Origin of the sequence: Lichenihabitans sp. PAMC28606, assembly GCF_020616535.1 — a bacterium.
Lineage (GTDB): Bacteria > Pseudomonadota > Alphaproteobacteria > Rhizobiales > Beijerinckiaceae > Lichenihabitans > Lichenihabitans psoromatis.
The window spans coordinates 621,764-644,777 of record NZ_CP085136.1 but is presented as its reverse complement, the minus strand read 5'-3'; the positions used below and the strand labels follow the sequence as shown (position 1 = coordinate 644,777).

The 23,014-nt window shown below is 62.1% G+C and carries 18 protein-coding genes and 1 pseudogene; 10 read left to right on the top strand and 9 right to left on the bottom strand.

The genetic code is table 11. The annotated features are described in order from the left end of the window. Window positions 1-85: 85 nt before the first annotated feature. The 3 genes from LGH83_RS03035 to lptF are packed head-to-tail and all read right to left on the bottom strand — an operon-like array spanning window position 86 to window position 4,898. Entirely contained in the window at window positions 86-2,689 is a 2,604-nt protein-coding gene (locus LGH83_RS03035) for an LPS-assembly protein LptD (RefSeq protein WP_227400555.1), read from the bottom strand. Beyond that, a complete protein-coding gene (lptG, locus tag LGH83_RS03030; RefSeq protein WP_227400554.1) occupies window positions 2,689-3,768 on the bottom strand; it encodes an LPS export ABC transporter permease LptG in 1,080 nt (359 codons plus the stop codon). The genes LGH83_RS03035 and lptG overlap by 1 nt, the downstream gene beginning before the upstream one ends. Next, window positions 3,765-4,898: an LPS export ABC transporter permease LptF gene (gene lptF, locus LGH83_RS03025; protein ID WP_227400553.1), complete on the bottom strand. Its 1,134-nt coding sequence runs from the start codon at window positions 4,896-4,898 to the stop codon at window positions 3,765-3,767. The genes lptG and lptF overlap by 4 nt, the downstream gene beginning before the upstream one ends. A gap of 431 nt (window positions 4,899-5,329) precedes the next feature. Here lptF and LGH83_RS03020 point away from each other — a divergent pair, with 431 nt between their 5' ends. Further along, window positions 5,330-6,829: a leucyl aminopeptidase gene (locus LGH83_RS03020; RefSeq protein WP_227400552.1), complete on the top strand. Its 1,500-nt coding sequence runs from the start codon at window positions 5,330-5,332 to the stop codon at window positions 6,827-6,829. A 23-nt stretch (window positions 6,830-6,852) separates the two neighbouring features. Beyond that, the gene (locus LGH83_RS03015; protein ID WP_227400551.1) at window positions 6,853-7,317 is read left to right on the top strand and encodes a DNA polymerase III subunit chi; all 465 of its coding nucleotides are present in this window, start codon (window positions 6,853-6,855) and stop codon (window positions 7,315-7,317) included. Window positions 7,318-7,320: 3 nt separating this feature from the next. On the opposite strand, the gene LGH83_RS03010 is transcribed toward LGH83_RS03015, so the two are convergent. After that, on the bottom strand, window positions 7,321-9,195 hold the full coding sequence (locus LGH83_RS03010; protein ID WP_227400550.1) for an ABC-F family ATP-binding cassette domain-containing protein: 1,875 nt from the start codon (window positions 9,193-9,195) through the stop codon (window positions 7,321-7,323). A 143-nt stretch (window positions 9,196-9,338) separates the two neighbouring features. Here LGH83_RS03010 and ndk point away from each other — a divergent pair, with 143 nt between their 5' ends. Further along, window positions 9,339-9,761: a nucleoside-diphosphate kinase gene (ndk, locus tag LGH83_RS03005; RefSeq protein ID WP_227400549.1), complete on the top strand. Its 423-nt coding sequence runs from the start codon at window positions 9,339-9,341 to the stop codon at window positions 9,759-9,761. A 50-nt stretch (window positions 9,762-9,811) separates the two neighbouring features. Here ndk and purN read toward each other — a convergent pair whose 3' ends face one another. Both purN and purM read right to left on the bottom strand, forming a co-directional pair. Continuing rightward, window positions 9,812-10,453 (bottom strand): phosphoribosylglycinamide formyltransferase, encoded by a 642-nt coding sequence (purN, locus tag LGH83_RS03000; RefSeq protein ID WP_227400548.1) that lies wholly within the window; start codon window positions 10,451-10,453, stop codon window positions 9,812-9,814. 11 nt (window positions 10,454-10,464) lie between these two features. Next, the gene (gene purM / locus LGH83_RS02995) at window positions 10,465-11,532 is read right to left on the bottom strand and encodes a phosphoribosylformylglycinamidine cyclo-ligase (protein ID WP_227400547.1); all 1,068 of its coding nucleotides are present in this window, start codon (window positions 11,530-11,532) and stop codon (window positions 10,465-10,467) included. Between the two features lie 192 nt (window positions 11,533-11,724). Between purM and LGH83_RS02990 the strand changes: the two genes are divergently transcribed. From LGH83_RS02990 to LGH83_RS02970, 5 genes are all read left to right on the top strand, one after another. Next, the gene (locus tag LGH83_RS02990) at window positions 11,725-12,276 is read left to right on the top strand and encodes a CDP-alcohol phosphatidyltransferase family protein (RefSeq protein ID WP_131193965.1); all 552 of its coding nucleotides are present in this window, start codon (window positions 11,725-11,727) and stop codon (window positions 12,274-12,276) included. Window positions 12,277-12,304: 28 nt separating this feature from the next. Beyond that, a complete protein-coding gene (locus LGH83_RS02985) occupies window positions 12,305-13,447 on the top strand; it encodes an AI-2E family transporter (protein ID WP_227400546.1) in 1,143 nt (380 codons plus the stop codon). A 22-nt stretch (window positions 13,448-13,469) separates the two neighbouring features. Continuing rightward, window positions 13,470-14,162, top strand: coding sequence for a DnaA ATPase domain-containing protein (locus tag LGH83_RS02980; RefSeq protein WP_227400545.1), 693 nt, complete (start codon window positions 13,470-13,472; stop codon window positions 14,160-14,162). 139 nt (window positions 14,163-14,301) lie between these two features. Continuing rightward, entirely contained in the window at window positions 14,302-16,485 is a 2,184-nt protein-coding gene (locus LGH83_RS02975) for an RNA degradosome polyphosphate kinase (RefSeq protein WP_131117106.1), read from the top strand. A 31-nt stretch (window positions 16,486-16,516) separates the two neighbouring features. Beyond that, window positions 16,517-18,028, top strand: a complete 1,512-nt coding sequence (locus LGH83_RS02970; protein WP_264479166.1) for a Ppx/GppA family phosphatase — start codon at window positions 16,517-16,519, stop codon at window positions 18,026-18,028. 27 nt (window positions 18,029-18,055) lie between these two features. On the opposite strand, the gene rnd is transcribed toward LGH83_RS02970, so the two are convergent. Continuing rightward, entirely contained in the window at window positions 18,056-19,222 is a 1,167-nt protein-coding gene (rnd, locus tag LGH83_RS02965; protein ID WP_131117103.1) for a ribonuclease D, read from the bottom strand. 191 nt (window positions 19,223-19,413) lie between these two features. On the opposite strand from rnd, the gene aspS reads away from it, so the two are divergent. Then, window positions 19,414-21,207 carry an aspartate--tRNA ligase gene (aspS, locus tag LGH83_RS02960; RefSeq protein WP_227401711.1) on the top strand — a complete coding sequence of 598 codons (1,794 nt, stop codon included), beginning with the start codon at window positions 19,414-19,416 and terminating at the stop codon, window positions 21,205-21,207. A gap of 18 nt (window positions 21,208-21,225) precedes the next feature. Then, window positions 21,226-21,996 (top strand): hypothetical protein, encoded by a 771-nt coding sequence (locus tag LGH83_RS02955; protein WP_227400543.1) that lies wholly within the window; start codon window positions 21,226-21,228, stop codon window positions 21,994-21,996. On the opposite strand, the pseudogene LGH83_RS02950 reads toward LGH83_RS02955, so the two are convergent. Together LGH83_RS02950 and LGH83_RS02945 are read right to left on the bottom strand one after the other, a co-directional pair. Then, window positions 21,993-22,542, bottom strand: a pseudogene (locus tag LGH83_RS02950) (isochorismatase family protein). The gene LGH83_RS02955 and the pseudogene LGH83_RS02950 overlap by 4 nt on opposite strands. A gap of 40 nt (window positions 22,543-22,582) precedes the next feature. Next, window positions 22,583-22,927, bottom strand: coding sequence for a HesB/IscA family protein (locus tag LGH83_RS02945; protein ID WP_413771095.1), 345 nt, complete (start codon window positions 22,925-22,927; stop codon window positions 22,583-22,585). Window positions 22,928-23,014 lie beyond the last annotated feature (87 nt).

Sequence of the window (23,014 nt, the reverse complement as noted above, 5' to 3'; positions counted from 1 at the left end):
AATTGCAAACGAATCCACGATATTTCGTCGAACGTTTAAGGCTTGAATACGACACCGCAAAGGCGCTGCCGGCCGAAACGGTACTCTACTTGTAAATGCCGTCCTGCACGGTTTGAGCCCCACCGACGCCGGTCTGCACCTTGCCTTGCGCCAATGTCCGGAGCGTCAGCTGCAACAAGACGGTCTGATCGAGGCCCCTTACGCCAGCCGAGTCGGTGTAGCTTCGGCTGTAATTCACGCTCACGGTCGTACAATCATCGTTGTAGCCGACGCCAAGTCCGAGAACCGACAGCGCGGGACTCCCCAACTTGAGATCATAAAGGCCCGTCGCCGTGTCGTACTTATAGGGGTTGAGGTCGATCGTGGCGCTCCCCTTGAGGAAGTAGTGATCGAGGAAGTCGTATCGTCCGGAGAACAAAATGCCTTCACGACGATAGGGGTAGCCGATCAACGTCTGCGCCGCGTATCGCGAATATTGGATCGATCCCGTGGTCGCCCCAAATTTCGTATTGGCGATCACGTCGATCGATTCCGGCGTGAAGTCTTTCTCGCTGAAACGGCTCCGCGCGATGAACGAGAAATCTTGGTTCAGGTTCACGGCGACGCGACCGACGTAGTCCGAGCGAGCCGTCGCAAGTCCCGATTCGGCGCTGACGTTGGCCACATCGCTAATCGCGTAGGAGTTCAGCCCAGCGACTTGGAAGGACTGCCCGAACAGGGCATTCACCGACATCCCTGAATTGAACGTCATCGTATATTGACCGCCGACATTGGCTCTCACGCCGCCTTCGGTTCGGTCATAGCCGGAGAATTTGTTCCATTCGAACAGGGTCGTATCGTCGAACACGAGGCTTTGAGCATCCTCGTTCGGCAGATCACCCGCATGCAACTCGCTCGGTCGAGCGACGATCTGCGCGATCGGTTCGAAAAGATGCGTCGCCCAGCCCGTCGAAGCCACGAACGGATAACGATATTCGAGGCCGATCCCCGGCATCGCGCGACCATAGAACGAGTCGTTCTTCGACCCGAAGAAGTTCGATTGATCCGCGTTCGAGATTTCGGAGAAGCCCCCGGCGCTCGTGAACGTAAAGGTGTCGCTCTTGTTCAAGGCGAGCCAGGAGGTGTCGACCCGCACGAAGGCGAAAGGCGTCCACACCTCGCCGAATGGATCGATGAATTTGCGCTGCCAGGAGACCTGTGCCGAGGCCCGATCATAATCGCCGCCCACGCCGCGAATGAAGCAGTTCGGCGGCTTGAAGTTCGGCAGTGCCGGATTGGGTGTCAGCGACGTCGGGCAAACATCATAGAGCGCGAAGGCTTTATCGAGAAGACGAACGCCGGTCGATTGGTAATCGGCTGCGGTGCGCGAGATTGCCGTAAAGTTGAGGTCGATCTTGACTTCGCCGCCAACCCCATAGGTCTTTTCAGGCGCAAGCCCGATGGTCCGGTTGTAGTCGAGCACCGGAAGAACAAGCGGCTGCTGCTTGTTGAAGTCGTATTCCGACAGACCCTGAATGCGATAGCCGCGCAGATCGAAATAGCTGCGATCACCTTGACCCGTCAGGTAAACGGTCGAGATCGACTCCTTGATGTAGTCGGTCGTCAGGCTCTCGCTGCGGATTTTGTAATCCTGGAAGAAGTATTTGTCGCTGAACAGTGAAAGGTCCCAGCCGTATTTCCACTGCTCGTTGATGAAGAATTTGCCCGCCGTCTCGATCGAGCCGCGCAATTCACGGCGTCCCGTGCCGTAAGGCTGGGCATCGAATTGGCCGGGATCAAGCTGGTCGATGCCGGTGGCGCGAATGTTATACGAGCCGGACATCATGCGCTGACGCCACTCGACCTGGCCCAGGACGCCTTGCTTGGACAGGAAGGTCGGCGTCACGGTCAGATCGTAGTTCGGCGCGAGATTGAAGAAATAGGGAACAGACGCACCAAAGCCGAGGCGTGATTCATAGACGTAGCCCGGGGCCAAAAAGCCGGTTTTGCGGGTCACGGTCGGGTCGGGCGTCGAAAGATAGGGCAGATAGGCGATCGGAACGCCGAGGAACTCGAAGCTCGCGTCCTCGAAATAGATCATCTTTTCTTCTTTGTTGTGGATGATCTTCATGGCCTTCAGCTGCCATAACGGCGGCCGCTCGGGATGTTCCTTACAGGGCGCGCAGGCCGTGTAGGTTCCCTTGTCAAAGACCGCCGTTTCGCCGGCGCTGCGCTCGCCGCGTGGTGCGGTGAAATACGTCTTGTCCTTGGTGATCGCACTCAGGCTATCGATGAACCCGCTCTTGAAATCGTCGGTGAGGTCAAACCGGTCGCCATAGGCGACGGTGCCGTCGGTTTCGGTCAGCTTCGCATTGCCGGTCGCAAAAACGCGACTGCTGGTGCGGTCATAGGTAACTTTGTCGGCTTCGAGGATGCGGCCCTGGTAGTAGAGCTGAACGTTGCCCTCGGCCGTCACGACGTTCTTGTCACGATCGTAGGTGAGTTGTTTCGCCTCGACCACGAGACGGTCGGCCTTGGCAGGCTCGGCGGCGGCTTGGGTACCGGCGACCGTCGGTGATTTTGGATCGAGTGCCGCTGCCTCAGCGTGTCCGCCGGATGCCGACAGTCCGGCCGCCAACAGGATCAGCAATCCGAGTGCCGCCAGTAACTTGCCGCAGCGGATCTGAAGGGGGCTGCCATGCCGCTCCATCAACCGTCTTCCTGCTGCAAGAGAACGAATGTGGCCAACATGCTTCCAACGATTGCAGGCGACCAAGCCGCCACAGGTGCACTGAGGATTCCCGCGCCCCCTAGATCTCCGATGAGCGTCGTCGCGACATAGAGCACGAAGCCTGCCGCAACGCCACCCGAGACCATCTTTGCCACACCACCAAACCGGAAAAATCTTAAGGAAAACGAAGCGGCGATCAGCACCATCGTGACCAACAGCAAAGGACGAGCCAGAAGTGTTTGATATCGCAGCCGATAGGCCGTCGCGTCGAGCCCGGCTTGCTCGGTTCGTTGCTGAAACGCCGGCAGCGACCAGAACGGAACACCCTCCGGTGCCTCGAAGGATTGGGAGACTTGATCGGCCGTCAGATTGGTGGCCAGCAAAAAGGTCTTGGAATCCTGTGGCTCGTCGTCGGGCGAGATGATGTGAGCATCGATAAGGCTCCAGAATCCGGGCTCCAATTCGGCTGATTTTGCGTTGACGCGTTCCTGGAACGAGCCATCCGGCTCGAACACGAAGGCGGTGACGCCGGTGAGGCTCGTTCCGCCGTCCTCGGCATGATCGGCTCGGATGATGGCTTGGCCGTCGATGCTCTTCTGTCTGAGCCAGAGCGCCTTTTCGCTCGCCCCGGCGGCCCCGAACAATTTGAGCTCGAGGCGGTCGGCCTGGCGTTTCGAGAGAGCCGAAATGGGATTGTAGATCGTGGTTGCGACGATGCCGATCGCCAATGCGACGGCCACCGGCGGTAACATGAACTGCCAGACCGACATCCCAGCCGCACGCGCCACCACGAGCTCGAGCTTCCGTGTGAGATTGATGAAGGCGAACATCGCCCCGAACAAGACCGCGAAAGGCATGACCTGCTCCGACACGGATGGCACCCGCAGCAGCGACAAAAAAGCGACCAGCAGCGTTGACGAGCCTTTCGCGTCGCTCGCCCGGCGCAGCATTTCGACGAAATCGAGCAGGTAGATCAGCAGGAACATCAGCCCGAAGACGGACAAAACCGTGCGGGCAAAGGTCACCGAGAAGTAGCGCGTGAGCGTTGGTCCGATCACGGATGCACCGCCGTCGCGAGGCGTCGCCGGCGAGCCGGACGCTGGAGGGTGGGCCCAAACATCCACCAGGCCGCACCGACCAGACCGAGAAGCGGCACCGCATAATCGAGCGCGACCGCACCGGCGGATTTGACCACGAGGCTGGCGGCGCCGAAGCCCGCGACGCGAACCAGCAACACGATGACGATGGCGGCCAGGATCGCACCGCTTCGGCCTTGCCGGGTGGTGCGAGGCTGAGCCAGGGCCGCCAAGGCGATCATCCCAAAGGTCAGAGCGTAAAGCGGGTTGACGAAACGGTCATGCAGTTCGGAGCGAAAGCGGCCCAGTTGCGAGGCCACATAGGGATCCTTGGTGTTGAGCGTCAGCAGATCGAGGGTCGAGCGTTCGCGGGGCTTGTAGGGGACCGCGCCATTGTTGCCGCCGAATTGCGTGAGGTCGATCTTGTAGGAATCGAACACCACGATGGCGGCGCTGGTCGTCTTGGGGTCTTCTCGCTGCAGACTGCCCTTCTGCAACACGAGATAGGATTCGTCACCCGATTGCTGCGTCGTGCCGCTCTCGGCGAGATATGTGGCGATGTGGGTTGGGTCTCGACGATCCTGAATGAAGATGCCGAGCAGCGCGCCGTTGGCGCCGCGTTCGCGGTAGTGGAACACGAAACCCTGATCGAGCGTCGTGAACGTTCCCTCCCGCACGATACGGGTGATGAAATCCGCCCGCACCTTCGTCACGAGATCCCGTAATTCGTGGAAGCCGGCCGGCACCGCATAGAGCGACATGAACCCCACCATCAGGGTCGTCACCATGGTCAGGACCGCAAACGGTCGCATCAGCCGCGCCGGGGAGAGGCCCGCCGCGCTCATGACGATGAGTTCGCTATCCGCGTTCAAGCGATTGAGGACGTAGAGGATCGCGATGAACAAGGCGATCGGCGCAATGAACATGACGAGAGACGGGATCGCGAGCCCCGTGACGGTCAGAAAGATGAGGATCGATTGACCCTGCATTGTCAGCAGATCGAACTCGCGCAAAGCCTGAGTCAGCCAGATCACGGCTGTCAGGACCACAAGCGCAGCCACGAAGGCCACGGTCGAGGTCCGCAGGATGTAACGCCCCACGAGGTTCAGCACGGTTCGGGCATCCCCCCGATCACTCCACGATGCAAGATCACGCTCGACAAAAGGCGCAGATCACGCCCGCAACAAGGCGCGGCGAAACCAAAAGAAAAACGAACCTCTTCATACCGTTAGAAGCCATAATGCTGCGCGATCCCGGCTTAGCCTTAGAGCGGCGCCTCCATTCGGGCAAGCGCATGCCGGTCGTCCAAACCATCGGACCACACCGTTCGGTAACGTAACAAGAGGGTCATAATTACGGCGTCGCCGCGTTTAGCGAAGCGATTTCCGAGCATTGCCGCTCTGTGCCGCATCCGCTGAAACAAGCGTGTGAAATCCATCACGCCATGCCATTATCGCCATGACGACGCGGTCGACGCGTCACCCGATCCTAAGCCGGCCGAAACGTCACACGGTCCGTGCTGCTTCGTTCCAGAGAGAGTCTGATGGCCACTTCCGTTGCAATCGAGTTCGTTCCTCTCGATAGGGTCGCGTCCGACACGCGAGGCTCCCTGGTGGTGTTTGCCGGCGAAGGCCTGACGTTTGGTTCGGCAGCGTCCTCGCTTCTCGAGAAGGCGCGCCCCATGCTGCAGAGCGCTGCCGGCACGGCGAAGTTCAAGGGGCGGACCGGGACCGTGCTGGACATTCTGGCGCCGGCCGATGTGCCGGCCGACCGGCTTCTCGTCGTCGGACTCGACACCGATAAGCCGCAGCCGCAACACAGCAGCCTCACGCTCGGCGGCGCCGTGATGGGCAAGCTCAAGGATGCCGAGACCGTGACCGTGGTGTTCGATGGGCCGGACGCGACCGCCGAAGCGGCGGCCGATTTCGCGCTCGGGCTGAAGCTGCGCGCCTATCGTTTCGACAAATACAAGACCAAGAAGAAGGATGACGCCGAGAAGGAGGGGCACATGACGGTGCGTCTGGCGGTGGCGGATGTCGCTGCGGCGCAGGCGGCCGTGCTCAGCCGGGATGCGATCGCCGACGGCGTCCAACTAGCCCGGACGCTGGTCAATGAGCCGCCGAACGTGCTGTTCCCGATCGAATTCGCCAATCGCGCCGCCGAACTCGAAAAGCTCGGCGTCGAGATCGACATCCTCGACGAGGCTGCAGCCGAAAAGATCGGCATGCGAGCGCTGCTTGCGGTCGGTCTCGGCTCCGAGCACGAAAGCCGGGTCGTCATCATGCGTTGGAATGGCGCGACCGATAAGGATGAGGCGCCCGTCGCGTTCATCGGCAAGGGCGTCTGTTTTGATTCCGGCGGGATCTCGATCAAGCCGGGCGCTGGCATGGAAGATATGAAGGGCGACATGGCGGGCGCCGCCTGCGTGGTCGGTCTCATGCACGCGCTCGCGGCCCGCAAGGCGAAGGCCAATGTGATCGGGGCGATCGGCATCGTCGAGAACATGCCGGATGGACGCGCCCAGCGGCCCGGCGACATCGTCACGTCCTTGTCGGGCCAGACGATCGAAATCATCAACACCGATGCGGAGGGCCGCCTCGTCCTCGGCGACGTGCTCTGGTACGTTCAGGACAAGTACAAGCCGCAGTTCATGGTCGATCTCGCGACCCTGACGGGCGCCATCATCGTCGCCCTTGGCCACGAGCATGCCGGCCTCTTCTCGAACAACGACGAGTTGAGCCAGAAGCTCTTGGCGGCCGGTATCGCGACAGGCGAGAAGGTGTGGCGCATGCCGCTTGGCCCGAGCTACGACAAGCTGATCGATTCGAAATTCGCCGACATGAAGAACACCGGCGGCCGACATGGCGGCTCCATCACGGCCGCGCAGTTCATCCAGCGCTTCGTCAACGACACACCCTGGGCGCATCTCGATATTGCCGGAACCGGCATGGGATCGCCGGCCGATGAGATCAATCAGAGCTGGGGTTCGGGGTGGGGCGTTCGTCTGCTGGACCGTCTCGTGTCCGATCACTACGAAAAGTGACGTATTCCGTCGCCTGACGCGTCATGACCGACGTCTGGTTCTATCACCTCGAAACACGAACGCTCGAGCAGGTGCTGCCGCTCCTCCTCGAGCGGGCGCGCGCGCGCGGATGGCGAGCCGTGGTGCAGGCCGGCAGTCCCGAGCGCGTCGCTGCGCTCGATCAATTGCTCTGGACCTATGACGAAACGAGCTTTCTGCCGCATGGAACCTTGGCCGACGGCGCGCCAGAAACGCAGCCCGTCTACCTGACCGACGGGCCCGATAACCCGAACAAGGCTGCGATTCGGCTATTCGTCGATGGCGCCGCGGTCGCGCCCGTTCTGGCGACCGAGGATGCGGGATATGACCGGGCCGTGCTCATGTTCGATGGCAGAGACGACGACGCGGTCGCGGCCGCGCGTCGGCAATGGTCCGCGCTCAAGGAGGCCGGCCATGTCGTGTCCTACTGGCAGCAGACCGACAGCGGCGGCTGGGAGAAGCGGGCCTGAAGCCTACTGCGCGGCTTCGCTTTCGGTCGTCAGCATCAGCCATTCTTCCTCGACGACCGTCAGCGCTTTTTCGAGCTCTTTCCGCTGTTGCGCCAGCGTGGCGGCTTTGCCCTTGTCGCGTTGGAACGTCTCGGGGTTGGCGAGCGCCGTATCGATCCGGGTGATGAGCGCCTGAAACTTGCCCATCTTCTCCTCGACCGCATCGAGTTGCTTGCGGATCGGGATATGGTTGCGGCCCGGCTTTTTGAGCGGGATCGGCGCGGTTGCGCCACCCGCGGCCTTGTCGGCTTTGCGGGCGCTACGCTTGGCGCCCCCGGCATTCTCCAGCACGAGCGATTTATATTCGTCCATATCGCCGTCGAAAGTCGTGACCGTTCCTTTTTCGACCAGCCACAGGCGATCGGCGCAGGCTTCGATCAGGTAGCGATCATGCGCGATGATGATGATGGCGCCGTCGTAATCGTTGATGGCCTCGATCAAAGCGGCTCGGCTGTCGATGTCGAGATGGTTCGTCGGCTCATCGAGGATGAGCAGATGCGGCCCATCGAACGTCGCCATCCCCATCATCAGCCGGGCCTTCTCGCCGCCCGAGAGATTGGAGACATGCGTATCGGCCTTGACGTTCGGAAAGCCGAGTTGTGCGCAGCGCCCGCGGATCTTGGCCTCGGTGCCGTCGCGCATCCGCTCGGCCACGCATTGATAGGGCGTCTGCTTTTCGTCGAGTTCCTCGACCTGATGCTGCGCGAAGAACCCGACCGTCATCTTGGATGAGCGGCGGATCGTGCCGCCCGCAACATCCAGCCGTCCGGCCACCAGCTTGGCGAAAGTCGACTTGCCATTGCCGTTCGAGCCGAGCAGTCCGATACGGTCATCGTTCGAGATATTGAGGCTCAGGCGGCTCAGCACCGTGCGGTCGCCATAGCCGACGCTCACCCCATCCATCGCCACGATCGGCGGGCTGAGTTGCTTTTCGGGCGAAGGGAAATTGAACGGCAGCACCTGGCTGTCGACCATGGCTGAGACAGGCTCCATCCGCGCCAGCATCTTGATGCGCGACTGCGCCTGCTTGGCCTTGGTGGCCGAGGCGCGGAAGCGATCCACGAAGGTTTGCAGATGCTTGCGCTGCTCGTCCTGCTTCTTCTTATGCTTGAGCTGGATCGCCTGCTGCTCGCGCCGCTGCCGCTCGAAGCTGGCGTAATTGCCGCGCCAGAGCGTCAGCTTCGCCTGATCGAGATGCAGGATGTGGTCGCAGACGGCGTCGAGCAAGTCGCGATCATGGCTGATCACCAGGATCGTGGCCGGATAGGTCGACAGGTAGTCGATGAGCCACAGCGTCCCCTCGAGATCGAGGTAGTTGGTCGGCTCGTCCAGCAAAAGCAGGTCGGGGCGTGAGAACAACACCGCCGCCAAGGCGACGCGCATGCGCCAGCCGCCCGAGAACTCGGACAGAGCACGATCCTGCGCGGCCTTGTCGAAACCGAGGCCGGACAGGATGGCGGCGGCACGAGCCGGGGCCGCATGCGCCTCGATATCGACGAGCCGGGTCTGAATGTCGGCGATGCGGGTCGGGTCGGTTGCGGTTTCGGCTTCCTCCATCAAGGCGGCGCGTTCGACATCGGCGCTGAGCACGAAATCGACCATCTTGGTCGGGCCGCCGGGCGCTTCCTGCTCGACGCGGCCGAGCCGCACGTTGCGGGGCAGGGACAGTGTGCCGCCTTCCGGGTGCAACTCGCCAGAGATCATCCGGAACAGCGTGGTCTTGCCGGTCCCGTTCCGTCCGACGAAGCCGATCCGCGCCTGGTCGGGCAGGGCGGCGCCCGCCTTGTCGAACAAAATGCGCGGCCCGAGCCGAAACGTGAGATCGTTGATATGCAGCATGAAGGGTTTGTGGCGTGCGAAATGCTGCAGCGCAAGGGGCGAGCGGCGCCGACCTGCCTTGCCGCAGGCGAAACGCGCGCGTATAAGCCGCCCGCGCTCGAACCACCTTGGTTTCTGGCCTCACCCCCGAAAGACCAAACGTCATGGCGATTCAACACACCTTCTCGATCCTGAAGCCCGACGTCACCCGCCGCAACCTGACCGGCGCGGTGAACCAGAAGATCGAGGCCGCCGGTCTGCGGATCGTGGCCCAGAAGCGCATTCACATGACCCGCGCCCAGGCCGAGAAGTTCTACGGCGTCCACAAGGAGCGGCCGTTCTTCGGCGAACTCGTCGAGATGATGACGTCGGCCCCGGTCGTGGTTCAGGTGCTCGAAGGCGAAAACGCCATCGCGAAGTATCGCGAAGTCATGGGCGCCACCAACCCCGAGAAGGCCGATGCCGGCACGATCCGTAAGGATTTCGCGCTGTCGATGGGCGAAAATTCCGCCCATGGATCGGATGCTCCCGAGACGGCCGCGCAGGAAATCGCACAGTTTTTCGCCGGCAACGAGATCGTCGGCTAAATCATGTGTCGGCCCGGGCCGCGGCAAGCGGTCCGGGCGACATCCCACCCCTAGAGCGGTGGGACGACGAGATCATCGGTGTCGCGCGCCCCGCGTGCACCAAGGGTCCGGTTGCCTTCGATCCGTAAACCGCCGCCCGCGACGAGGCGGAGCGCGTGCGGATAGAGAAGATGCTCTTGCGCGAGGACGCGCGCCCCAAGCGTCGTCGGCGTATCGGCATCAAGCACCGGCACGGCCGCTTGCGCGATGATCGGGCCCTCATCCATGGCCGGCACCACATAATGCACAGTGCAGCCGTGAATTTTCACGCCATCGGCCAGGGCGCGCGCATGGGTCTGAAGGCCGCGATAGCTCGGCAGCAGAGCCGGATGGATGTTGATGATCCGACCGCTCCACTGGTTGACGAACCACGGCGTTAACAAGCGCATGAAGCCCGCGAGGCAGATGAATTCGATCCGGTGAAGACCCAGCGTCAGATGCAGGGCGCGTTCGAAATCCTCCCGCGACGCGTGGATGCGGTGATCCACCCCTGCGACCGCAATGCCGTTCTGCTTGGCCCATTTCAGGCCCTCGGCGCTGGGGTCGTTCGACGCCACCAGCGCGATATCGGCCGGATGCGTCGGGTCGCGGGCGTCGGCCACGAGCGCCTGCATGTTGGAGCCGCGCCCCGACACGAGCACGGCGGTTCGCATCCGGTGCGCCGTCAAAACGTCAAGGTCCCGTCGAGCCTCACGCGGTCGCCTGTTTCGGCCGCGATCACGCGACCGATCGCGACGGCAGTCTGACCGGCCTCGGTGAAATGCGTCATCACAGCCTCGGCCGCGTCGTGACGGACCACCACCACCATGCCGATCCCGCAATTAAAGGTGCGGAGCATTTCGGCCTGCGCCACATTGCCGGTCTTAGCGAGCCAACCAAACACCGGCGGCGGCGTGAGCTTTTCAAGATCGAGCGCGATCCCGAGCCCCTGCGGCAGAACGCGCGGCAGATTGTCCGGAAAGCCGCCGCCGGTAATATGGGCCAGCGCCAAAATGCCGTCGGACCGCTTGAGCACGTCGAGAAGGAGGCGCACATAGATGCGGGTAGGGGTCAGCAAGGCCTCGGCCAAGGTCTGCCCCGGGCTGAACGGCGCCGGATCGTTCCATGCCAAGCCCGTCGTCGATACGATCCGCCGAACCAGCGAAAACCCGTTCGAATGGACGCCGGAGGATGGCAGGCCGAGCACAACGTCGCCGGGGCTCATGCCCGCGCGCGGCAACAATCTACCGCGTTCCGCCGCGCCCACCGAAAAGCCGGCCAGGTCATAATCGGTGCCGGCGTAGAGGCCGGGCATTTCGGCCGTCTCGCCGCCGATCAGCGCGCATCCGGCCTGTCGGCACCCCTCTGCGATGCCACTGACGATCGCGGCTCCGGCCGCAGGATCGAGCTTGCCGGTGGCGTAATAGTCGAGGAAGAACAAGGGTTCGGCCCCTTGTACGACGAGATCGTTCACGCACATGGCCACGAGATCGATGCCGATCGTGTCGTGTAGGCTGCTTTCGACCGCGATCTTGACCTTGGTGCCGACGCCGTCATTGGCGGCCACAAGGATCGGATCGATGAAGCCCGCCGCCTTGAGATCGAACAAGCCCCCGAACCCCCCGATCTCGCCATCCGCGCCGGGTCGACGGGTGGACCGCACAATCGGCTTGATGAGATCCACCATGGCATTGCCGGCATCAATGTCGACGCCGGCATCGGCATAGGATAGGGACTTGGTTTCGTCGGGCATGGCCACCGTCGTTGTGCGTGCTGAAAGGGTTTTTAGCCGCTGAGCGCATCCGCGCAAGGCTCGACTGACACCATCGATCGACGCCTGCCGCAAGAGGTTGCGGTGACTGCGGCGTGCGATGGGGTCTCGATCGCGATCGGCGCCTCCGATCGTCCTCACGACAGGGTGTGCGGCCGCGTGCCGATAGCGTCAATGAACCGCTCGAAGATTTTTGCCAGCCTTCCCAATCTCATCACGGTCGGGCGCTTGTTTCTGGTGCCGCTCGTGATCGAACTCATCAGCGACCGGCGCTGGATGCAGGCCTTCGCGGTGTTTCTGGTGGCCGGACTTTCGGATGCCGTCGACGGCTATCTCGCGAAGCGCTTCGATCTCCGGACCGAGCTCGGGGCCTATCTCGATCCCATCGCCGACAAGGCTTTGCTGGTCTCGATATACATTGCGCTGGCTTTCGCGGTCGTCATCCCGAACTGGCTCGCCATCATCGTGGTGTCACGCGACCTGATGATTGTCGGAGCCGTCCTGGTCGCGGCGGTTCTCGACAAGCCGGTTCCGATCCGTCCGTTGCCGATCTCCAAGCTGAATACGACGGCGCAGATCATTTTTGCGGCGGGAGTGTTGGGTATGAGCGGTTTCGGGGCAGACCTCGGCGTCGGTTTTCAAATCGCCTTGGCGACGGTTGCGGCATTGACGGTCGCGTCCGCCGGGGCGTATCTCGCGCAATGGCTCGAGCATATGAGCGCATGACGGATCGGTCGAAAGAAGCGGCGCGACAATGACCCTGCAACGCCAAGTTTTGATCTGGTTCGCGTTTCTCGCCTTGCTGATCTACGCGCTCGTGATGCTCTCGAGCGTGCTGCTGCCTTTCGCGGCGGGGCTGACGCTCGGCTACCTGCTCGATCCTTTGGCCGAACGGCTCGAGCGCCTTGGTCTTGGGCGGCTCGGTGCAACGCTTCTGCTGCTCGCGCTCTTCGTGCTCCTGCTTGTTCTCATCGTGCTGATGCTGGTGCCGATCCTGGCGCACCAATTCGCGTCGCTGATCGAGAACCTGCCGGGTTTCGCGGTCAAGCTGCAGCAGTTGGTGACCGAACAGGGAACGCGGCTCGTCAACGGCTATGGAGGCGAGACGCTCCGGAAACTCGGTCTGGGCGGCGGGCTCAGCCCGTCCGATTTTCAAAACTCCATTGGTTCGGTCGTCGGGCAGGGCTCGAACTACCTCGTCGGCGTCTTGAAATCGCTCTGGTCAGGCGGCACGGCCTTGCTCAGTCTGCTGTCCCTGATGATCGTGACGCCCGTCGTCGCCTTCTACATCCTGCTCGATTGGAAAAGCATGATTGCGGCGATCGATGGGTGGGTGCCGCTCGCTCACCGCGAGGATGTTCGGCAGATCGCCCGCGATATCGATGCGGCCTTCGCCGGGTTCGCGCGCGGGCAATCCATCGTCTGTATCTTTCTAGGGCTCTGGTATGGCATCGGGCTTACGCTCGTCGGGCTGAACTTCGGCTTCCTCATCGGCATCACGGGCGGCTTTCTGAGCTTCATCCCCTATGTCGGCTCGCTGGCCGTACTGCTCTTCGCGGTCGCGGTGGCGCTGGTCCAGAGCTGGCCCGATTGGACTCTCGTCGCTCTGACGGTCGGCGTCGTGACGACCGGGCAATTTCTCGAAGGCAATATTCTCTCGCCGAATCTCGTCGGCGCCTCTGTCGGCCTGCATCCCGTCTGGGTCATGTTCGCCTTGCTGGCCTTCGGTGCCTTGTTCGGCTTTACCGGCCTTATCATCGCGGTTCCGCTCGCGGCGGCAGCGGGCGTTCTGGCTCGTTTCGCGCTCCGCAAATATTTGGTGAGCCCGCTCTACACCGGTGAGCCCGACGCGACGATCGCTGGACGCATCCCAAAAGCGCTGCGCCGCGAAGCGTGAACGACGTGCCTGGGGGCCTCCCATGCAGCAATTGACGTTCGATCTCAGCCTGCCGCCTCGATATGGACGCGATGATTATCTCGTCTCGACCTCGAATGCCGCCGCTCTGGCAATGATCGACCGCTGGCCGGACTGGCCCGACAGCGTCATGATTTTGGTCGGGCCGAAAGGGGCTGGGAAAAGCCATCTTGCGGCTCTTTGGGCGGCGGACGCTCAAGCCACGGTCGCGACAGCCGATTTGCTCTCGGGGCCGGACCTGCCCACACTGCCGACCCGCCCTGTGCTGATCGACGATGCCGACCAGCTTGGCTCGAGCGAAGCGCAGTTGTTTCACCTGATGAACCTCGTGCGTGAACAGCATTCCGCTTTATTGCTGACGGCGCTGCAGCCGCCGGATCGTTGGGGACTAGCCACGCCGGATCTGCTCTCGCGTCTGCGGCTCGCCCCCATGGTCCGGATCGAACCGCCGGACGACGATCTGATGCGCGCCGTCCTGATAAAACTCTTCGCTGACCGGCAGCTCTCGGTCGACGAGCAGGTGGTGGCCTATCTCCTGCTGCAGCTCGACCGGTCGATCGACGCGGCCCGACGCGTGGTCGAGATGCTGGATCAATCGGCTTTGAGTCTCAATCGGAAGGTCACGCGCGCCATGGCGGCCAAGCTGTTGGAGGCTAACCAGGCGGATGAAGACGACCCGCTGGACCATGACCTTTAGGGACCGGCATGGGAGCGTCACGGTTGCGCTATATGGTGTCCGGCTAGGGCCAGATGCTATGGATGGAGTCGCAACCTGTTGCCGACGATCCGTATGAGGCGGACACGACAGACATAACGCTTTGGAGCATTCGAACCTGATGGACAGCGAACTGAAGGCCGATGAAGCGACCATCGCGAGCGCCGGCATTGATCTCGCAAGCTCACCCAAGCGGTTCATCAACCGGGAAATTTCCTGGCTTCAGTTCAATCGTCGCGTGTTGGAGGAATCATCCAACCCCAACCATCCGCTGCTCGAACGGCTTCGCTTTCTGTCGATCTCGGCCAATAATCTCGATGAATTTTTCATGGTGCGGGTTGCCGGTTTACACGGACAGGTCAACTCCGGCGTTCGAACTGTATCCCAAGATGGCCTGACCCCATCCGAGCAACTGGCCAGCATCTCGGCCGCCGTCGCGGATCTCGGCAACGAGCAGCAGCGGCTGTGGCTCGATCTCCGCGTCGAGTTGCAGGCCAACGGGATCGTGATCGTCGAGCCTCAGGATCTCGACCCGCAGGAGCGGACCTGGCTCGAAAACCACTTCCAGTCGCACGTGTTCCCGATTCTCACGCCGCTCGCGATCGATCCGGCGCATCCCTTTCCGTTCATTCCGAATCTGGGCTTCACGCTCGCGCTCGACCTAGACCGCAAGGCGGACGGACGACGGCTTCATGCGCTGATCCGTATGCCGAGCAAAATCGATCGCTTCATCCGGCTCCCCGACCAATTCTCGCCCGGCGTCGTGCGGGTGGTCACGCTCGAGAACCTCATCGCGATGAACACGTCGCGGCTATTCCCCGGCTATTCGGTTTACGGGCAGGGCGTGTTTCGTGTGATCCGCGACAGCGATCTCGAGGTCGAGGAAGAGGCCGAAGATCTGGTTTTGCTGTTCGAATCGGCTCTGAAGCGCCGTCGGCGCGGGTCTGTGATCCGCCTTGAGCTCGATTCCAACATGCCGGAGGGTCTGCGGCTCCTGGTCGGGGAAGAACTCGACGTCTCGTCCGATCTCGCCTTCACGGTCGACGGCATGATCGCGCTGAACGAGTTGTCGGAGCTCGTCTCGATCGAGCGGCCCGATCTCAAATTCCCGCCCTATAACGTTCGCTTCCCAGAGCGGGTGCGCGACAATGGCGGTGATTGCTTTGCGGCGATCCGGGTCAAAGACCTCGTGGTGCACCACCCCTATGAGTCATTCGACGTGGTGGTGCAGTTCCTGACCCAGGCGGCACGCGACCCGAACGTCGTCGCGATCAAGCAGACGCTCTACCGCACCTCGAAAGACAGCCCGATCGTCCGCGCGCTGATCGAGGCCGCCGAAGCTGGCAAGTCGGTCACGGCCTTGGTCGAATTGAAAGCGCGTTTCGACGAAGAAGCCAACATTCGCTGGGCGCGTGATCTCGAGCGGGCCGGCGCCCAGGTGGTGTTCGGCTTTATCGAACTGAAAACCCACGGCAAACTTTCCATGGTGGTTCGACGCGAGGGCGGCAGCCTCGCGACCTATTGCCATGTGGGAACCGGCAATTATCACCCGCAAACGGCACGCATCTATACCGACATCTCGTTCTTTACAGCCGATCCCGCGATCGGGCGGGATGTGTTGCGGATTTTCAACTTCATCACTGGCTATGCCGATCCCGTCGGGCTCGAGCAGATGTCAGTCTCGCCGTTCACCTTGAAACAGAAGCTGCTGGACCACATCGCTGCGGAAGCGGCCTTCGCGCAAGCCGGCAAGCCGGCCAACATTTGGCTGAAGTGCAACTCGCTCGTCGACCCGGACATCATCGATGCGCTTTACGCCGCCAGCGGGGCAGGCGTGCGGATCGATCTCGTCGTGCGAGGCATCTGCTGCCTGCGTCCGGGTGTGCCGGGGCTATCCGACAACATCCGCGCGAAATCCATTGTCGGCCGCTTTCTGGAGCATTCCCGCGTCTACGCGTTCGGTGGCGGCTACGGGCTGCCGCACTCGAAAGCCAACGTCTACATCTCCTCGGCCGATCTCATGCCCCGTAATCTCGAGCGACGCGTCGAGGTCCTGTTGCCGATCAACAATCCGACCGTGCACGACCAGATCCTGAACCAGATCATGATCGCCAACCTGATCGATAATCAGCAGAGTTTTCGAGTTCTTCCGGATGGGAGCAGCCAGAGAATCGTCTCCGGTCCAGACGAGGAGCCGTTCAATGCCCACAATTATTTCATGACGAACCCAAGCCTGTCCGGACGCGGCAAGTCGCTGAAAGAATCCAGCCCCAAAATCCTGCTCAAGCGTCTCAACAAGCGATGACCTTGATGCGCCTCGAGAGAAAGTCTTGCTTGTGACTGTTGTTCACCCCGCTCCGGGACGGTTGGCGGGTTCCCCTGTTGCGATCGTCGACATCGGATCGAATTCGGTTCGCCTCGTCGCCTATGAGTCGCTGTCGCGTGCCCTGACGCCGATCTTCAACGAAAAGGTTCTCTGCGGTCTCGGCAAGGGCGTCGCGACAACCGGGGTTTTGGCCCAGGATGCGATCGACAAAGCACTCGCGGCGTTGCGGTGTTTCCGTGTCATGTGCCGCAATATGGAGATCACCGACATCTTCGTGCTCGCCACAGCGGCGACGCGCGATGCCTCGAACGGCCAACAATTCCTGGAATTTGCTCGGGCCGCGATCGGCACCGATATCGCGCTGATCGGCGGTCTGCGCGAGGCCGAACTTTCGGCCAAGGGCGTTATTTCCGGGTTCCATCAACCGGATGGCATTGTCGGCGATCTCGGTGGCGGCTCCCTCGAACTCGTCGACGTCCGAGGCACACGGATCGGATCGGGTATTTCCCTCCCGATCGGCGGCTTGGCGCTCAGCGACCTGTCCAAGAACTCGCCGAAACGGGCCGTCAAGATCGTGCGGGATGCCTTGGCGGCGGCTGCGCCTTTGAAGGATTTGAAAGGCCGAACCTTCTATGCGGTCGGCGGAACGTGGCGGGCGCTCGCGGCCCTCCACATGCGGCAGCGCGACTATCCGCTTCATGTGATGCACGGCTACGTCATTCCCGGCAATGATCCCGAGATCTTCTCGAGCTTGATTGAACCCTCCGATACCGATGCCGCGGCATCGCTCGCGACGGTATCGGCGAGCCGGCGGCCTTTGCTCGGTTTCGGTGCCGTTGTGCTGGAGGAAGTCATTCGCATCGGCAAGCCCAAGGATGTCGTGGTGTCGACGCTCGGCGTCCGCGAGGGCATGTTGTTCGAGCGCTTGAGCGAAGAGGTTCGACGCAAGGATGCGTTGCTGCAAGCGGCGGCTGAACTCAATGCGCTCCGGTCGCGAAACCCCCGCCATGGTCACGACCTCACCGCCTGGACCGACGAGCTATTCACGACAGGGCTGATCGAAGAGACGGTTGAACAAAAGCGGCTTCGTCACGCCGCCTGTCTACTCTCGGACACGGCTTGGCGCGCCCATCCCGACTATCGCAGCGCGCAAGCCTTCAGCACGATCGCCAATGCGGCCTTCGTCGGCATCGATCATCCGGGGCGCGGATTTTTGGCCCTGGCGATCAACTATCGTTACGAGGGTCTCGATGGGGACGTGAACGCGCAGCTGCGGTCGCTCGTGCTGCCAGCCGGGATCGAGCGGGCAAAGCTTATCGGTGCGATCCTGCGAGTTGCGATCCAAGTGTCGTCGGCCATGGGGGGCGTGTTGCCCCGGGCGCCGTTGCGCTGCGGCAAGTCCAAGCTGACCCTTACGCTCCCGCGCGAGCTCGCCGACTTGGCGACCGTCCGCCTCAACAACCGGCTGAAGCAAGTCGCCAAATTGCTCGGGCGTGAAGCGGAGATCAAGGTCGAGGACTGACGCTCAAGACAGAGCGATTGACGGTCGTCAGCTCTCGGGTGCGTCCTGCCACTCGAGAGCGACGACTTTCCCACGCTCGACCGTCAGGGCGAGCCGGCCGTGTTTCAATTCAATGGCTTTGAGGCCGAAGAGGTCGCGACGCCATCCCTGGAGCGCCGGTACATCCGCCTTGTCGTCGAGCGTGATGGCTTCGAGCTCGTCGACGGTGGCGATCATCTTGGCCGCGACGCCATGCCCTTCGGCGACCTGGCGGAGCAGGACCTTGAGCAGTTCGACAGTGGCGCCGCAGGCAGAGCCGTTTCGGCGGTCTCGCTCGATCTTCGGCAAGGTTTTGGGGTCACGATCGAGCCCGCGTTGAACGGCGGTGACGACATCCGCCCCGGAGCGCGACCGATCCATGCCACGCGGAACCGCGCGGAGTTCCAGCAGTGACTCGATGGTTCGGGGCGCCGCCAGGGCGACCTCGATCAAAGCGTCGTCCTTCAGGATGCGCGAGCGCGGCACGTCGCGAGACTGCGCTTCCTCCTCCCGCCATTTGGCGAGTTCCATCATGACGGCGAGATCGCGCGGCTTGCGAACGCGGGAGCGGAACCGTTCCCACGCGCTTTCGGGATGTTGCTCGTAGGTCGCGGGCGAAGTCAGCGTCCGCATCTCGTCGCCCAGCCATGTCAGGCGACCCGTCTTTTCGAGCTGAGCCTTCAGGGTGCGGTAGATGTCGCGCAGATGCGTCACGTCGGCGATCGCATAGGTGACTTGCGCCTCCGATAGCGGGCGCCGCGCCCAATCGGTGAAGCGGGATGATTTGTCGATCTGCACCTTGCAGATCGTCTGTACCAACTCGCCGTAGGACACCTGATCGCCGAAACCGCACACCATGGCGGCGACTTGCGTATCGAAGATCGGGAAAGGAATGATGCCGGCGCTCTTCCAGATGATTTCGAGATCCTGGCGTGCCGCATGGAACACTTTGACGACGGCCGTATCGCGCATGAGCTGGAAAAACGGCTCGAGGTCGATGTCGGGCGCCAGCACATCCACGGCCAGGGCCTCGTCGGCCGATGCGATCTGGATCAGACACACCTTCGGCCAAAAGGTCGTTTCCCGAAGAAATTCGGTGTCGACGGTCACGAAGGGGTGGGTCGCGAACCGCTGACAAGCGGCGGCGAGGTCGGAGGTGGTGGTCACAACGGTCATGTTTCGTCCATAGACGAATAACGCGTCCGATGCGAGGCACTTGCGCGCGGCATGACGCTCGCGGCTAAGGCGTCGACCGCCGTGCGGGGCGGCCTGACGTTTCTTGACATGCGGCAAGCGGCGTGGCCTGTTCCGCCGCTCTGACGGGCCGCCTTTTCGGCCGCGCGTTTTACGATGTCGACGAGATCATGATGCACCGTTACCGATCCCATACCTGTGGCGCACTCACGGCGGCCGATGCCGGCACGGAGGTGCGTCTCTCCGGGTGGTGCAATCGCATCCGCGACCACGGCGGCGTGCTTTTCATCGATTTGCGCGACCATTATGGCCTCACCCAATGCGTCATCGATCCGGAATCGCCGGCCTTCAAGGACGCGGAAGTGCTGCGGTCGGAATGGGTGGTGCGGGTCGACGGCTCGGTGCGGCTGCGTCCAGCCGGAACCCAGAATGCCGACATGCCGACGGGCGCGATCGAGATCTACGTCACTGGCATCGAGGTGCTCGGCCCCTCGGCCGAATTGCCGCTGCCGGTCGCGACTGAGCAGGAATATCCTGAAGAGACGCGGTTGAAGTACCGCTTTCTCGACCTGCGCCGCGAGCGGCTGCACAAGAACATCATGCTGCGCGGCAATGTGATCGATAGCCTGCGCTCGCGCATGAAGCGTCAGGGCTTCTTTGAATTCCAGACCCCGATCCTGACCGCGTCGTCACCCGAGGGCGCACGCGACTATCTGGTGCCCTCGCGCGTCCATCCGGGCAAATTCTACGCGCTGCCGCAAGCGCCACAGCAGTTCAAGCAGCTCATCATGGTGGCGGGCTTCGACCGCTACTTCCAGATCGCGCCGTGCTTCCGCGACGAGGATGCGCGCGCCGACCGCAGCCCGGGCGAGTTCTACCAACTCGATATCGAAATGAGTTTCGTAACCCAGGAGGACGTGTTCGAGGCGGTCGAGCCCGTGCTGCGCGGCGTCTTCGAGGAATTCGGCGGGGGCCGTCCGGTCACCCAGAAGTTCCCGATGATCCCCTACCGCGAGTCGATGCTGAAATATGGCGTCGACAAGCCGGACCTTCGCAACCCGCTCGTCATCGTGGACGTGACGGAGGAGTTCAACCATCCCGACGTGTCGTTCAAGGCGTTCAAGAACGTCATCGCGGCCGGCGGCGTGGTGCGCGCGATTCCCGCCACCGGGGCAGGGGCGCAACCACGCTCCTTCTTCAACAAGCTGAATGATTGGGCGCGCGGCGAAGGCGCCCCAGGCCTCGGCTACATCATCTTCGAACAGGACGGCGACAAGCTGACCGGCAAGGGGCCGATCGCCAAATTCATCCCGGCGGAGGTCCAAGCCACGATCGCTGAGAAAGCGAATTTAAAGGCCGGTGACGCGGTCTTCTTCGCCTGCGATCAGGAAGGCAAGGCGGCTCGGCTCGCAGGGCAGGCTCGTATCCGGATCGGCAACGATCTCGATCTTCTCAAAAAGGACGTGTTCGAGCTCTGCTGGATCGTCGATTTTCCGATGTACGAGTATAACGAAGACGACAAGAAGATCGACTTTTCGCACAACCCGTTCTCGATGCCGCAGGGCGGGCTCGAGGCTCTCCGCACCAAGGATCCGCTCGACATCCTGGCCTATCAATATGACATCGTCTGCAACGGCGTCGAATTGTCGTCCGGCGCGATCCGTAACCACCAGCCGGAGGTGATGCGCGAGGCATTCGGCATCGCGGGTTACGACGAGGCCGTTCTCGAAGAGCGGTTCGGCGGCATGTATCGCGCTTTCCAATATGGCGCGCCGCCGCATGGCGGGATCGCGCCTGGCGTCGATCGCATCGTCATGCTGCTGGCCGGCGAGGAGAACCTGCGCGAGATCGTGCTGTTCCCGATGAACCAGCGTGCCGAGGATCTGCTGATGGGCGCCCCATCGGTCGCGAGCACGAAGCAGTTGCGCGAATTGCACATCCGCCTGAACCTGCCCGAACCCAAGTAAGGCGACAGGTTGAGCCGGATGGACGCTGCCCGCCCACCCCTCGATCCAAGCCCAATCATGCAGACCGTGATCTGCATGAAATGGGGAACGCTCTACGGGCCGGATTACGTCAATCGGCTGTATCGCGGCGTGATGCGAAACGTATCGCGCCCGACACGCTTCGTCGCCTTCACCGACGATGCGACCGGTCTCGATCCCGCCATCGTGGTCGAGCCGATCCCGGCCATTCGTCTCGTCGACGGGCTGAAACCGGGCCCGTGGCGCAAGTTAAGCCTGTGGTCTAGACCGCTGGGCCATCTTTCTGGGCCGGTGCTGTTCCTCGATCTCGATGTTGTCGTCACGGGGCCGATCGACGGCTTTTTCGACTACGAGCCTGGAAAGCTTGGCCTCATCCGCAACTGGACTCAGGCGCGCGACGGGATCGGCAATTCATCCGTCATGCGCTTCGACGTCGGCTCGGCGGCTCATCTGGTCGATGACTTCGAAGCTGGCGGGGCCGCCCTCACCTACGAATTCGACAATGAACAGATTTACCTGACGAAACGCTCAGGCTTGCCGATCGCCTTTTGGCCGGCGAGTTGGTGCCGGAGTTTCAAGCATGAGCTCCTGCCGCCATGGCCGGCGCGGCTGACTCGTCCGGCCCAGCTTGCTCCCGATATGCGGATCGCTGTCTTTACGGGTGATCCACGTCCAAAGGATGCGGCGCAAGGTCTCTGGCCAACCAAATGGTACAAGCGCTTCTACAAGACGCTCAAACCCGTCCCGTGGCTTTCAGACCACTGGTATTAAGGGGTGACGTGGCGGATTGATCGCCTCGACTGGGACAACTCGAACGGTTGCGATCCCGCCTCGAAATCCGACAAAATCTGGTTGTGATGATGGACGATCTGCTCGGCCGTCAGGGCGCCAGAATCAGATGTGGCATGCCGATCTTCTAACAGCGTGACATCGAAGCCGAGAGAGACGGCTCTCCGGGTTGTCGTATCGATGCAGAACTGGCGCATGCAACCGCCGACGATCACATGATCGATCTTGAGGTCGTCCAAACGCTGTCCCAAGTTGGTGTCGTGAAAAGCATCGCAACGACGTTTGTGAACCACAATCGTGTCGGCGCGCGAGCAATTTCGTCTCGGAACTGCCAGCCGGCCGTTCCCACGTTCAGTCGATGCAGATCTTCTCCGTCGTGTTGAACGAGGATAACCGGTATTCCTGCCTCCTCGGCGTTGCGTTTCAACCGGTCCAGGCGAGCCGCCACATCATCGAGGCGGTCATCGACGACCGCGTGGCGGGGCTATTGGCCAAGCCCGCCAATATGGCGTTTTGGACGTCGATGATGAGAAGCGCTGTCGTCGTGGCTTTGACTTTGAGCTTATGACTACAGCGCGAAGCTGGTTCCGCATCCGCACGACGCCGTCGCGTTCGGATTGTCGATCTTGAACGACTGGCCGATCAGGTCGTCCACGTAGTCGATCTTAGAGCCTTCCAAAAAGCCGACCGACACCGGGTCGATCAGTACGGATGCGCCATCGCGCTGGATCACCACATCGTCGCCGTCGCGATCGACGACGATGTCGAACGCATATTGGAAGCCTGAACAACCGCCACCGTTGACGGCGATGCGGAGGTAGGACCCTGGCGCCTCGCGAGACAAAACCTTATTGACCTGTGCGGCGGCGCGCGCCGAAATCGTGACCGGCGCCAAAACGGCGGATTCGCTCATTTCGGAACTCCTTTGCTGACCCGATCCGCGCATCGGCGAAACGGGCTCATTCCCACGCGAGCCTTGCCCGCCAACATGTCCACAAGG

Bases quoted from the DNA above. Each gene is read 5' to 3' on its own strand.
- LGH83_RS03035 (WP_227400555.1), bottom strand. From the start codon at position 2,689: ATGGAGCGGCATGGCAGCCCCCTTCAGATCCGCTGCGGCAAGTTACTG.
- LGH83_RS03020 (WP_227400552.1), top strand. From the start codon at position 5,330: ATGGCCACTTCCGTTGCAATCGAGTTCGTTCCTCTCGATAGGGTCGCG.
- LGH83_RS03015 (WP_227400551.1), top strand. From the start codon at position 6,853: ATGACCGACGTCTGGTTCTATCACCTCGAAACACGAACGCTCGAGCAG.
- LGH83_RS03010 (WP_227400550.1), bottom strand. From the start codon at position 9,195: ATGCTGCATATCAACGATCTCACGTTTCGGCTCGGGCCGCGCATTTTG.
- ndk (WP_227400549.1), top strand. From the start codon at position 9,339: ATGGCGATTCAACACACCTTCTCGATCCTGAAGCCCGACGTCACCCGC.
- purN (WP_227400548.1), bottom strand. From the start codon at position 10,453: ATGCGAACCGCCGTGCTCGTGTCGGGGCGCGGCTCCAACATGCAGGCG.
- purM (WP_227400547.1), bottom strand. From the start codon at position 11,532: ATGCCCGACGAAACCAAGTCCCTATCCTATGCCGATGCCGGCGTCGAC.
- LGH83_RS02990 (WP_131193965.1), top strand. From the start codon at position 11,725: ATGAACCGCTCGAAGATTTTTGCCAGCCTTCCCAATCTCATCACGGTC.
- LGH83_RS02985 (WP_227400546.1), top strand. From the start codon at position 12,305: ATGACCCTGCAACGCCAAGTTTTGATCTGGTTCGCGTTTCTCGCCTTG.
- LGH83_RS02980 (WP_227400545.1), top strand. From the start codon at position 13,470: ATGCAGCAATTGACGTTCGATCTCAGCCTGCCGCCTCGATATGGACGC.
- LGH83_RS02975 (WP_131117106.1), top strand. From the start codon at position 14,302: ATGGACAGCGAACTGAAGGCCGATGAAGCGACCATCGCGAGCGCCGGC.
- rnd (WP_131117103.1), bottom strand. From the start codon at position 19,222: ATGACCGTTGTGACCACCACCTCCGACCTCGCCGCCGCTTGTCAGCGG.
- aspS (WP_227401711.1), top strand. From the start codon at position 19,414: ATGCACCGTTACCGATCCCATACCTGTGGCGCACTCACGGCGGCCGAT.
- LGH83_RS02955 (WP_227400543.1), top strand. From the start codon at position 21,226: ATGGACGCTGCCCGCCCACCCCTCGATCCAAGCCCAATCATGCAGACC.
- LGH83_RS02945 (WP_413771095.1), bottom strand. From the start codon at position 22,927: ATGAGCGAATCCGCCGTTTTGGCGCCGGTCACGATTTCGGCGCGCGCC.